Source organism: Bradyrhizobium sediminis (assembly GCF_018736105.1).
Lineage (GTDB): Bacteria > Pseudomonadota > Alphaproteobacteria > Rhizobiales > Xanthobacteraceae > Bradyrhizobium.
Genome location: NZ_CP076135.1, coordinates 2465401 through 2477582, shown reverse-complemented (window position 1 = coordinate 2477582; position 12182 = coordinate 2465401). Strand labels below are relative to the sequence as shown.

At 64.4% G+C, this 12182-nt stretch carries 11 protein-coding genes and 1 pseudogene; all 12 read right to left on the bottom strand.

Going from position 1 to position 12182, the window contains the following annotated elements:
- Window positions 1–9 precede the first annotated feature (9 nt).
- Complete coding sequence (locus tag KMZ68_RS11760; protein ID WP_215615924.1) at window positions 10–1626, bottom strand: class I adenylate-forming enzyme family protein; 1617 nt, start codon at window positions 1624–1626, stop codon at window positions 10–12.
- 24 nt (window positions 1627–1650) lie between these two features.
- Window positions 1651–2475, bottom strand: coding sequence for a 3-methyl-2-oxobutanoate hydroxymethyltransferase (panB, locus tag KMZ68_RS11755; RefSeq protein ID WP_215615923.1), 825 nt, complete (start codon window positions 2473–2475; stop codon window positions 1651–1653).
- 1 nt (window position 2476) lies between these two features.
- Window positions 2477–3061, bottom strand: coding sequence for an NnrU family protein (locus tag KMZ68_RS11750; protein WP_215615922.1), 585 nt, complete (start codon window positions 3059–3061; stop codon window positions 2477–2479).
- Between the two features lie 208 nt (window positions 3062–3269).
- The gene (locus KMZ68_RS11745; RefSeq protein ID WP_215615921.1) at window positions 3270–3740 is read right to left on the bottom strand and encodes a GNAT family N-acetyltransferase; all 471 of its coding nucleotides are present in this window, start codon (window positions 3738–3740) and stop codon (window positions 3270–3272) included.
- 122 nt (window positions 3741–3862) lie between these two features.
- A complete protein-coding gene (locus KMZ68_RS11740) occupies window positions 3863–4420 on the bottom strand; it encodes a TetR/AcrR family transcriptional regulator (RefSeq protein WP_215615920.1) in 558 nt (185 codons plus the stop codon).
- 60 nt (window positions 4421–4480) lie between these two features.
- Window positions 4481–5206: a crotonase/enoyl-CoA hydratase family protein gene (locus KMZ68_RS11735; protein ID WP_215615919.1), complete on the bottom strand. Its 726-nt coding sequence runs from the start codon at window positions 5204–5206 to the stop codon at window positions 4481–4483.
- Between the two features lie 268 nt (window positions 5207–5474).
- Complete coding sequence (locus KMZ68_RS11730; protein ID WP_215615918.1) at window positions 5475–7094, bottom strand: peptide chain release factor 3; 1620 nt, start codon at window positions 7092–7094, stop codon at window positions 5475–5477.
- A gap of 104 nt (window positions 7095–7198) precedes the next feature.
- Entirely contained in the window at window positions 7199–8206 is a 1008-nt protein-coding gene (locus KMZ68_RS11725) for an inorganic phosphate transporter (RefSeq protein WP_215615917.1), read from the bottom strand.
- A gap of 14 nt (window positions 8207–8220) precedes the next feature.
- Complete coding sequence (locus KMZ68_RS11720) at window positions 8221–8865, bottom strand: DUF47 domain-containing protein (RefSeq protein WP_215616294.1); 645 nt, start codon at window positions 8863–8865, stop codon at window positions 8221–8223.
- 160 nt (window positions 8866–9025) lie between these two features.
- Complete coding sequence (locus KMZ68_RS11715) at window positions 9026–9994, bottom strand: branched-chain amino acid ABC transporter permease (protein WP_215615916.1); 969 nt, start codon at window positions 9992–9994, stop codon at window positions 9026–9028.
- Window position 9995: 1 nt separating this feature from the next.
- Window positions 9996–10857, bottom strand: a pseudogene (locus KMZ68_RS11710) (branched-chain amino acid ABC transporter permease).
- 80 nt (window positions 10858–10937) lie between these two features.
- Window positions 10938–12158 carry an ABC transporter substrate-binding protein gene (locus KMZ68_RS11705; RefSeq protein ID WP_215615915.1) on the bottom strand — a complete coding sequence of 407 codons (1221 nt, stop codon included), beginning with the start codon at window positions 12156–12158 and terminating at the stop codon, window positions 10938–10940.
- Window positions 12159–12182 lie beyond the last annotated feature (24 nt).

The following is a 12182-nucleotide window of genomic DNA, read 5'->3' as shown; positions in this document are numbered from 1 at the left end:
CCGGCAGGCCTACTGCCGCGCCGCGGCCCAAGTCGCCGCTGAAGCCTCGCGCAATTGCCGCTTCATCACCTTGCCGTTGGCATTGCGCGGCAGCGGCTCGACGGTGAGATCCATCGTCTCCGGCACCTTGTAGTCCGACAGCCGCTCGGCGCACCAGGCGCGCAAGGCCTCGGCGCTGACGTCGCTGCCGCGGGTCACGATTACGGCATGCACCCGCTCGCCGAGCACCGGGCACGGTTTTGCAATGATCGCGCTCTCGACCACGCCGGGATGGCCGGCCAGCACGGATTCGACTTCGGCGGAATAGATCTTCAGCCCGCCGCGGTTGATCATGTCCTTCTGGCGGTCGAACACGCGCACGAAATTCGCCTGGTCGATCGAGCCGAGATCGCCGGAATGCCAGAACCCGGCGGTGAAGCTTTCCGCCGTCGCCTTCGGATTGTTCCAGTAGCCTTTGATGACCGAGCCCGAGCGAATCCAGATCTCGCCGATCTCGCCGCGCGGCAGTTCGCGGCCGTCGGCGTCCACCACGATGATGTCGGCGCCGGGACACGGCAGGCCGACGCTGTCGATGTGCCCTGCGGTCAGTTCCGGCGGCATGATGGTCGAGGGCGAGGTGGTCTCGGTCGAGCCGTAGGCATTGATCAGCTTGAGGCCGGGAATTTTCGCGGCGAGCTTCTCGATGGTCGCAATCGGCATCGGCGCGCCGCCGAACCCGCCGATCCGCCACGCCGAGAGATCGTAGCTGTCGAAATCCGCCTGCAGCAGGCAGAGATTGTACATCGCCGGCACCATCACGGTCTGGGTGGCGCGCTCGATGGCAGCGATCTTCAGGTAATCCGCGGCCTTGAATTCGGCGACAATGATCAGCGTGCCGGCGCAGCGGACCATGCTCATGATGTTGGCGACCACGCCGGTGACATGCGCGAGCGGCACCGCCGCGATCGAGCGGTCGGCCGCGGTCAGCTCCATGCAGGCCTCATAGACCATGGCCGAATGGATGATATTGCAATGCGCGAGCATCGCGCCCTTGGGCCGCCCCGTCGTGCCCGAGGTGTAGAGGATCATCGCGGTGTCTTCTTCGCCGACCGCGGCAGGCTCCGGCAAAGCGGGGTGATCGGCGAGGACTGCGAATTGCGATGCGCGCGGGTCATCATCGACCGATATCCGGTGCACGAGATCGGGCACGTCATGGGCGTCGGGCAGACGATCGGCAAGCCGGGCCTCGTGAACCAGCAGTTTCGCGCCGCAGTCGGTCAGCACATAGGCGATCTCCGGCTTTTGCTGGCGGGTCGAGAGAATGACCGCCACCAGGCCGAGATAGGCGGCGGCCGAGACCGCCAGCACGAATTCGATCCGGTTGCCGACCAGCAGCGCGACGCGGTCACCGCGCTGCAGGCCGAGCTTGCGGAATCCCGCCGCGATCTGCGCCGATTGCTGCGCGACCTCGCGCCATGTCATTCGCCGCCCGCCGCAGACCAGTGCCTCGCCGTCCGGATGTCCGGCGGCCGCCTCCGCGATCATCGCCCAGACGCTGGCCGGCCGCTCGCAGAACGCCGGCACCACGCGATCGCTGAACCGCGCCTCGAGCCGCATCGGGGGAATTGAATATTGCGACCAGTCCATCGCCGCGCTCTGCTTCAGCTCTTCTTAGCCCTTGGCCTTCATGCCGTAGACATGTTCCGGCCCGGGGAAGGCGCGCGAGCGTACATCGCTGGCATAGCCCTCGATCGCGGCTTCGATCATGGGACCGAGATTGCCGTAGCGGCGGACGAATTTCGGCGCCCGCGGCGACAGCCCCAGCATGTCCTCCAGCACCAGCACCTGGCCGTCGCAGGCCGCGCTGGCGCCGATGCCGATGGTGGGAATGGCGATGGCCCCGGTGATCCTGCGCGCCAGCGGTTCGGCGACCGCCTCGATCACGACCGAGAAGGCGCCGGCCTCCGCGACCGCCAGCGCGTCGTTCTCGATCGGCTCCCAGCTGCCCTCCTCGCGGCCCTGGGCGCGAAACGAGCCGAGCGCGTTGATCGACTGCGGCGTCAGCCCGATATGGCCCATCACGGGGATGCCGCGCTCGGCCAGAAATGCGATGGTCTCCGCCATCCGCGCCCCGCCTTCGAGTTTGACGGCGCCGCAATGGGTCTCTTTCAAAATCCGCGCCGCGGAATGGAACGCCTGCTCCTTCGAGGCCTCGTAGGAACCGAAGGGCATGTCGACCACGACCAGCGCGTGCTGCGAGCCGCGCATCACCGCATGGCCTTGCAGGATCATCATCTCGAGCGTCACCGGCACCGTGGTCTCGAAACCGTGCATCACATTGCCGAGGGAATCGCCGACCAGGATGACGTCGCAGTAGCGATCGACCATGGCCGCGGTATGGGCGTGATACGAGGTCAGCATCACGATCGGCTCGCCGTTCTTGCGGGCGCGAATATCCGGCGCAGTCTTGCGCTTGATGGCGGACTGGACCGACATTCTAGGCTCCGACGACGGAAACGCCGATGACGACGGGATGGAAGGCGAAAGCGAGCGCCAGATAGGCGACAAATCCGACCGCCACCGCGATCAGGTCGTTGCCCATACCGCCCACCGGGATCGGCGGTCCGCCCGCATCGGTGCGATGCTTGAGCGAGATCCGGTCGAACACCGCCCAACCCAGAAATGCGCCGAACAGGATGATCGAGCCGAGGTCGCCATTGGAAAGTAGGTGCGCCGCCGCCCATAGCTTGATGCCGGTCAGCATCGGATGCTTCAGCGTGGTATAGATGCGGCCACGGACGTAAGAGGCCACCACCAGAATGACCGCGGCCAGCATCAACGCCGCCGTGACATGTTTCATCGCCGTCGGCGGGGTCCAGACGTCGATCCAGCCGGTCGCGCGATACTTGGCAAACCCCCACACGATCAGGGCGAGACCTGCGACTGAGACAAGCGAATAGCCGATCTTGTAGCCGCCCTCGCCCGCGGACGCGATGAGGCGCGCCCGCAAGGCGCGCTGCGTGGTCAGCGTGTGAACGCCGAGTAGCAGCACGAGACCCAGGATCATCACCGATAGTCCCATGACGTTTCCTCCGTTGCAGGGCAGTTCTTGCCGGCGCAGCTTGCCGGCCTTTCGGGTAACACTTTAGGGGCTTGGGCCGCAATGCGCCAAAATGCATCCGGTCATTCCGGGGTAATGCGAAGCATCGAACCCGGAATCTCGCGACGTGTCCTGGCGATCAAGTTGAAACACCGGCGCTATTGGATTTCGGCCCCCGGCGGTGAAGGGGTCATCCTGGATGCTCGGAAAGTTCCTTTTCCATGAATATACTGAGCGGGTCCTCTCGATAGTCACCGAACGGACCTCGCTGCCTGAAACCTGCGCGCGTGTAGAGACCAAGAGCGGCATGGCTCTCCACACCGGTTTCGAGCCGCATGACCGCCACCTGCTCGCTCCGCGCCTTCGCCTCGAGCGCCGCCAGTACGGCTTTGGAAACGCCCTGCCCCCGCGCCTCCGGCACGACCCACATGCGCTTCAGCTCAGCCCAGGGGCCATACAGCACCAGCGCGCCGGTCGCGACCGCGCGCCCGCTACCGTTGCGAGCGACAAAGAACCGCACATTCGTCGAACGCAAAGCGTCGAGGGGAAGATGGTGATTGCTTTCGGCCGGGTAGAGCTCTGCCGAATGCTCTTCGCCGTGCCGCAAGAGTTCAATGATCTCAGGCTGGGATGGATCTTCAACGGCAATGTGCAGCGCCATGACGGGTCGACGTGCTTGTTTCCATTGGCCAACAGAATACGACCCTCGCTCGGCTGTCCACCCCATAGGCAATTTTCCGACAGAGACACAGAGCAAGACTGGCGGCACCAAGCCGGCCCCGTTCACATCCCCGCGTTCATCGCCGACAGTTCCGCGATCAGCGCCTTCTCGCTGGGCTGGTCGAGCACGCCGGCGACATACAGCGAAATGCCGCCGTACAGCGTGATGTAGACCTTCATGACCGCGCGGCGGCGCGCCGCCGGCGTCTCGATGTCCCGGCAGAAGATCCGCATCGCCTCGGTGATGACCTTGTGGACCGCGGCCTGCAAGGGAGGATTGCGCTTCATGGTGGCATGTGGCCGACTGGTCATCAGCGCATAGATCGCGCGGTTCCTGAGCGCGAAACGCACATAGGTCGCGGTGTAATCTTCCGGCGTCTGCGCTTTCGTCAATTGCGCGGCGAGCCGCGTATAGGCGTCGGTGGCGACCGCGTCCAGCAGCGCTTCCCGATCCGTGAAATGATTGTAGAGCGAGCGGTGCGCGACGCCGACGGCGTCGGCGACCTGGCGCAGGCTCAACGCCTCATGGCCACTTTGCGCCACCAGGCGGGTCGCTGCCTTCAGGGCCTCGGCTTTCAGGTTGCCGTGGCGATAGGTGGCCCGTTGCGGTGTTGCTGTCATGCGCCTTCATACAAAGGCACCGGCCAAAACGCCACCGCCGCCGCGCGCCGCAACTTGCTCTCAGGCCGGCTCACGGCGGGCCACCCGGTCCTCGCCATATTGCGGGGTGATGTCCTCGTCGATCATGGCGCGGATCATTTTGATGACCGCGCCCCGCGCCCGCGCCTTGGTGGCGGCATGGGCCGCCATGTCGAGCGTGCTCAGCGCGGCTGCGGCCTCGTCGGCGCTGCGCTCCAGTGCATCGGCGGGAACCACGCGGTCGAAGAATCCTGCGGTGACGGCCTCCCGGGGTGCGAACATTTCGGCCGTCACCACCACCCGGTTGAAATAGGCCGGGGTCAACCGCTGCCGCGCGATCTCGATCGCGAATCGCGGCACGGTCAGCCCGATCGCGACCTCGTTCATGCCGATCCGGTAATTGCCCTCGGCGGCGATCCGGTGATCGCTGGACATGATCAGGAACGCGCCCATCGGAAAGGCATTGCCCTGGCAGGCGGCCACCACCGGGGTCGGAAACGACAGGATGCGCAGCGCCAGTTCGGCCCCCGCCCTCACCATCAGATACTGCCCCTCTGCGCTGCCGTTGGTGAACACGTTGAGATCGAACCCGCCGGAAAAATGCTTACCGCGCGCTTTCAGGATCACGACCGCCTTGTCCCTTTCCGCCCGGTCGAACGCGGCGTGCAGCGCGTTCAGCATGGCCAGCGACATCACATTGGCCTTGCCGTCGTCCATCACAATGGTGCTGGCGGCGCCGACGCGGGAATAGGTTACGAGATCGGTCATGGCGGTTTTCCCCAAAATTTCATAAAAGCATCCACTGGATACTTTCGGAACCGGCCGGGAGGTTCAAGGGGCTTTGGACCAATTGCGGCGCATGGCGGCCTCCGCCGCGCGCATGGGTGGGGGCGGGCCTTCAGCCGCCCGTGAGGTGTCTTCGCCCGGCTTGATCGGGCGACCCGGAATTCCAGAGATGGTAGCGATCGATCGAGAGGCCGCGGCGTGCCGGGTGTCCCCCGGTCGAGCCGGGAGACGACAAAGGATGGGGCTCGCCTTACGCCTTCTTCTTCACGTCCTTGACGCTGGAGAAGACGATGCCTTCGGCGCGTTCCTTGGTGTAGCCGAGATAGAATTCGTTCTTGGCCAGGAACACCGGATCGCCGTCGACGTCGTCGGCGACGCCGGAACCGTTGGCGGCGATGAAGGCGTCGAGCTTCTTGCGATCGTCGGAGGAGATCCAGCGCGCCAGCTGGAACTCCGAGACCTCGAATTCGACCGGCAGCGAATATTCGGCGTCGAGCCGCGCCTTCAGCACGTCGAGCTGCAGCGGGCCGACCACGCCGACCAGCGCCGGCGCGCCGTCGCGGGGACGGAACACCTGGACCACGCCCTCCTCCGACATCTGCTGCAAGGCCTCTTTCAGCTTCTTCGCCTTCATCGCGTCGGTGAGGCGGACACGGCGGACGATTTCCGGCGCGAACGAGGGCACGCCGACGAAGGTGAGATCCTCGCCTTCGGTCAGGGTGTCGCCGATCCGCAGGGTGCCGTGATTGGGAATGCCGACGACGTCGCCGGCAAAGGCTTCGTCCGCCACCGAACGATCCTGCGCGAAGAAGAATTGCGGGCTGGACAGCGACATGTTCTTGCCGGTGCGCACCAGCTTTGCCTTCATGCCGCGGGTCAGCTTGCCCGAGCACAGCCGGGCGAAGGCGATGCGGTCGCGGTGGTTCGGGTCCATGTTGGCCTGGATCTTGAACACGAAGGCGCTCATGCGCGGCTCTGCCGCCTCGACCCTGCGCAGGTTGCTCTCCTGCGCGCGCGGCGGCGGCGCGAACCTGCCGAGGCCTTCGAGCAGATCGCCGACGCCGAAATTGCGCAGCGCGCTGCCGAAATAGACCGGCGTCAGATGGCCCTCGCGGAACGCCGCGAGGTCGAACGGCTTGCAGGCTTCCGATACCAGCTCGAGCTCGTCCTTGACCGCGCCGACGTCGAGATTGGGATTGCGGCCGGCGAGATCGGCGATGTCGATCTCGAGCGCAGCACCGGTCTTGGCGCCGCCGCCTTCGAGCAGGCGCACGCCGCCGGTGGCGAGGTCATAGGTGCCGAGGAAATCGCGGCCGCGTCCGACCGGCCAGGTCATCGGCGTGGTGTCGAGCGCCAGCGTCTTTTCGATCTCGTCGAGCAGATCGAAGGTGTCGCGGCTCTCGCGGTCCATCTTGTTGATGAAGGTGATGATCGGAATGTCGCGCAGGCGGCAGACCTCGAACAGCTTGCGCGTCCGCGCCTCGATGCCCTTGGCGGCGTCGATCACCATGACCGCGGAATCGACCGCGGTCAGCGTGCGGTAGGTGTCTTCGGAGAAGTCTTCATGGCCCGGCGTGTCCAGAAGGTTGAACACCAGGCCCTCGAATTCGAAGGTCATCACCGAGGTCACGACCGAGATGCCGCGGTCGCGTTCGATCTTCATCCAGTCGGAACGGGTGTTGCGTCGTTCGCCCTTGGCCTTGACCTGGCCTGCCAGGTTGATGGCGCCGCCGAACAGCAGCAGTTTCTCGGTCAGCGTGGTCTTGCCGGCGTCCGGATGCGAGATGATCGCAAAGGTGCGGCGCCGCGCCACTTCGGTTGCCAGCGGCGAGCGGGACGGCGATTCGGCTGTGAGTGCAAGGTCGGACATATTTGCGTGCGTTTGGCAGGGAAAACGGGCCGGATCAAGCAGGATCGGCACACCCCATATAGGAATTGCGCGGCGAAATCCCAATCAGGCGGCGCGGTTTTCGGTCATTTCGGCAGCAGCAACAGCGCCCAGTAGGCCAGCGCCGCCACCAGCGCTGCGGCCGGAATGGTGATCACCCAGGCATAGACGATCGAGCTTGCCACGTTCCAGCGCACCGCCGAGACCCGCCGCGCGGCGCCGACGCCGACGATGGCGCCGGTAATGGTGTGGGTAGTCGAGACGGGAACCCCGAGCCAGGTCGCCATGAACAGCGTCGCGGCCCCGCCGGTTTCGGCGCAGAACCCCTGCATCGGCGTCAGCTTGGTGATCCGCAGGCCCATGGTGCGGACGATCCGCCAGCCGCCCATCAGGGTGCCCAGCGCCATCGCCGCCTGGCAGGCCAGCACCACCCAGAACGGCACCGAGAATGTCGTCCCGAGATGCCCCTGCGAATAGAGCAGCACCGCGATGATGCCCATGGTCTTTTGCGCATCGTTGCCGCCGTGTCCGAGCGAATACAGCGAGGCCGAAACGAATTGCAGGATGCGGAAGGCGCGATCGACCGCGTACGGCGTCGAGCGCACCGAGGCCCAGGACACGATCGCGACCAGCACCAGCGCCAGCAGGAATCCGACCAGCGGCGACAGCACGATCGCGAGCAAGGTCTTCGACAGCCCGCTCCAGACCGCGGCCGAAATCCCGGCCTTGGCCATGCCGCCCCCGACCAGTCCGCCGATCAGGGCGTGCGAGCTGGAGGACGGGATTCCCAATCCCCAGGTGATCAGGTTCCAGACGATGGCCCCGACCAGGGCGGCGAAAATCACGGGCGCGTCGATGATACTCGGCTCGATGATCCCGGTGCCGATGGTGTTGGCGACGTGCAGCCCGAACACCAGGAACGCGACGAAATTGAAGAACGCCGCCCACAGCACCGCATATTGCGGGCGCAGCACGCGGGTCGACACGATGGTCGCAATCGAGTTGGCGGCGTCGTGCAACCCGTTGAGGAAGTCGAACAGCAGTGCGACTGCGATTAATCCGACCAGAATCGGAAGACCAAGCGTGGCGTCCACTGCGCGGCCCTGCCCTATACCTGTTCGATCACGATGCTGTTGATCTCGTTCGCAACGTCATCGAAGCGATCGGCGACTTTCTCCAGATGGTCGTAGATCTCCGCGCCGACGATGAAATCCATCGTGTTGGCGTTGCGGTGCTTGAGGAAAAGCTCCTTCAGCCCGATATCGTGGAGGTCGTCGACCCGGCCCTCGAGCTTGGTCAGTTCCTCGGTGATGGCGGTCAGCATCGCGACATTTTCGCCGATCGACTGCAGCAGCGGCAGCGCGCGGCCGACCAGATTGGCGCACTCCACCAGCAGCGTTCCCATCTCGCGCATCGGCGGCTCGAAGCTGCGGACCTCGAACAGGATGACCGCCTTGGCGGTCTGCTGCATCTGGTCGATGGCGTCGTCCATCGAGGTGATCAGGTTCTTGATGTCGCCGCGATCGAACGGCGTGATGAAGGTCCGGCGCACCGCGGTAAGCACCTCGCGGGTAATGTTGTCGGCGTCGTTCTCGAACTGGTTGACCCGCTGGCAGAACACCGGGGTTTCCTCGCCGCCGCGCAGCATGCCCTGCAGCGCCAGCGCGCCCTGCACCACGGTCTGGGAATGCCGGGCAAAAAGCTCGAAAAACCGTTCTTCTCGGGGAAGAAAGGCGCGGAACCAGCGCATCAGCATGGGGTATGTCCGTTGTCGCAGAAATGGCCAGGCCCGGAGCGGCCCGTCACACAGGTGTCATAAACCATTTTCCCGGGCAAGCGCGGCACGAGCGGCGGATGGAACCGGTTCATCCACCGCTTTGTGAGGGGCTCAAGACGGCTCGAAAACGGTCCGTTTACAGCGATCGCCGGAAATAATGCGCGATCTCGCCGATCACGCCGCGGCGGAACGTCAGCACGCAGACCACGAAGATCACGCCTTGGATCACCGTCACCCACTGCCCGAAGCCGGCCAGATATTGCTGCATGGCGATGATGACGAAGGCGCCGACGACGGGACCGAACACCGTCCCGAGACCTCCGACCAGCGTCATCAGCACGATCTCGCCCGACATCGTCCAGTGCACGTCGGTCAGCGAAGCATTCTGCGCGACGAACACCTTGAGCGAGCCGGCAAATCCCGCCAGCGTCCCGGACAGGATGTAGGCGAGCAGCTTGTACTGGTCGGTCTTGTAGCCCAGCGAAATCGCGCGCGGCTCGTTTTCGCGGATGGCCTTCAGCACCTCGCCGAACGGCGAGTTGATGGTGCGATAGATCAGCAGGAAACCGCCGAGGAAGCCGGCCAGGATGACGTAATAAAGCACCGTCGGCTGGGCGAGATTGAAGACTCCGAACAGGTAGCCCTGCGGAATGCCCTGGATGCCGTCTTCGCCGTGGGTGAACGGCGCCTGCAGATAGATGAAATACAACAGCTGCGACAGCGCCAGCGTGATCATCGAGAAGTAGATGCCCTGCCGCCTGATGGCGACGACGCCGGTGATGACGCCGAGCCCGGCGGCGCCCGCGGTGCCGACCACGATCCCCAGTTCAGGCGACAGGCCCCAGACCTTCAGCGCATGCGCGGTGCAGTAGCCGGCAGTCCCCAGGAACATCGCGTGGCCGAACGACAGCAGCCCGCCGTAGCCGATCAGGAGGTTGAAGGCGCAGGCCAGCAGCGCAAAGCACAGCGCCTGCATCACGAAGAACGGATAGATGCCGGTCAGCGGCACCGCCGCCAGCAGCGCCGCCATCCCGGCGAACATGATCATCTCGTCGCGGATGGCGCGCGGGGTTACCGGTAATGTGTCGTCGGTCAATGCGCTCATGTCAGGCCGCCCGTCCCGTCAGTCCCGTCGGCTTCACCAGCAGCACCAGCACCATCAGCACGAATACCACGGTGTTGGAGGCCTCGGGATAAAAGTATTTCGTCAGTCCCTCGATCACGCCGAGCGCAAAGCCGGTGATGATCGAGCCCATGATGGAACCCATGCCGCCGATCACCACCACCGCGAACACCACGATGATGAGGTCGGCCCCCATCAGCGGCCGCACCTGGTTGATCGGCGCCGACAGCACGCCGGCGAGCGCGGCAAGTCCGACGCCAAGCCCGTAGGTCAGCGTGATCATCCTGGGCACGTTGATGCCGAAGGCGCGCACCAGCGTCGGATTTTCGGTAGCGGCGCGCAGATTGGCGCCGAGCCGGGTCCGCTCGATCAGGTACCAGGTGGCAATGCAGACCACGAGCGAGAACACCACCACCCAGCCGCGATAGATCGGCAGGAACATGAAGCCGAGATTCATGCCGCCCCTCAGTTCATCGGGGATGGCATAGGGCAGGCCCGAGGAACCGAAATAATTCTGGAAGACGCCCTGCACGATCAGCGCAATCCCGAACGTCAGCAACAACCCGTAGAGATGATCGAGCCCGGACAGCCATTGCAGCATGGTCCGTTCCAGGATCATGCCGAAAATGCCGACCGCGATCGGCGCGACGATCAGCGCCGGCCAGTAGCCGATGCCCGCCACGTTGAGCAGGAAATAGGCGCAGAACGCGCCCATCATGTAAACCGCGCCGTGCGCGAAATTGATGATGTTGAGCATGCCGAAGATCACGGCGAGCCCAAGGCTCAACAGCGCGTAGAACGAGCCGTTGATCAGTCCCACCAAGCTGCGCGTAGAGAGCCTGCATCGATCGATCTTTCGAAACTCAATCTTCTGTAATCGCCGGGCGAAGACCCGCCGGCGCCAGGCGCCGGCGGGCAGCCATTGTTACTTCTTTACCAGCAGACATTCGCTTTCCGAAAGCGGCCGGAAAGCCTGCTCACCGGGGGTCGTCCCGATCAGCTTGTAGTAGTCCCAGGGTCCCTTGGATTCCGCGGGCTTCTTGACCTCGAACAGATAGGCCGGGTGAATCTTGCGGCCGTCCGCGCGGATCGTACCCTTGCCGAACAGCGGATCATCGGTCGGCATCGACTTCATCTTCTCGACGACCTTGATGCCGTCGTGCGGATTGCCGCCCATCGCCTCGAGCGCCTTGAAGTAGTGGATCAGGCCCGAATAGACGCCGGCCTGGATCATCGACGGCATCGCCTTGTTCTTCATGCGCTCGGAAAAGCGCTTCGAAAACGCCCGGGTCCCGTCATTGAGGTCCCAATAGAACGTTTCCGTGAAGTTCAGCCCCTGCGCCACCTTCAGACCGAGCGAGTGAACGTCGTTGATGAACAGCAGGAGACCGGCGAGTTTCTGGCCGCCCGCAACGATGCCGAATTCCGACGCCTGCTTGATGGTGTTGGTGGTGTCGCCGCCGGCATTGGCCATGCCGATGATCTTGGCCTTGGACGCCTGCGCCTGCAGCAGGAACGAGGAGAAGTCCGACGAATTCAGGGGATGCCTGACGGTGCCCAGCACCTTGCCGCCCGACTTCACCACCACCGCGGCGGTGTCGCGCTCCAGCGCGTGACCGAACGCATAGTCAGCGGTGAGGAAGTACCAGGTGTCGCCGCCGGCCTTCACCAGCGCCTGACCGGTGCTGTTGGCGAGCATGTAGGTGTCGTAAACCCAATGAATCGTGTTCGGCGAGCATTTGGTATTGGTGAGATCCGACGACGCCGCGCCGGTGTTGATCATGATGACGTTCTTTTCCTTCACCAGGTTGCTGACCGCCAGCGCGACGCCGGAGTTCAGCACGTCCATGAAGATGTCGACCTTGTCGACGTCGATCCACTGACGCGCGGTGTTGGTGCCGATGTCGGGCTTGTTCTGATGGTCGGCGGAAACGATGTCGATCTTCCAGCCCTTGGCCGCCAGCCCGGAGTCCTCAACCGCCATCTGGGCGGCCAACGTGGAGCCTGCGCCGCCGATATCGGAGTACAGACCCGAATTATCGGTAAGCACGCCGATCTTGATGGTCTTGTCCTGCGCCAAAGCGGCGCCACTTGCGCCAAGCGCCAGTGCGGTACCAAGCAAAACTGCCGAGATTCTATGTTTCATATCTTCTCCGTTGGATCGTGCTTG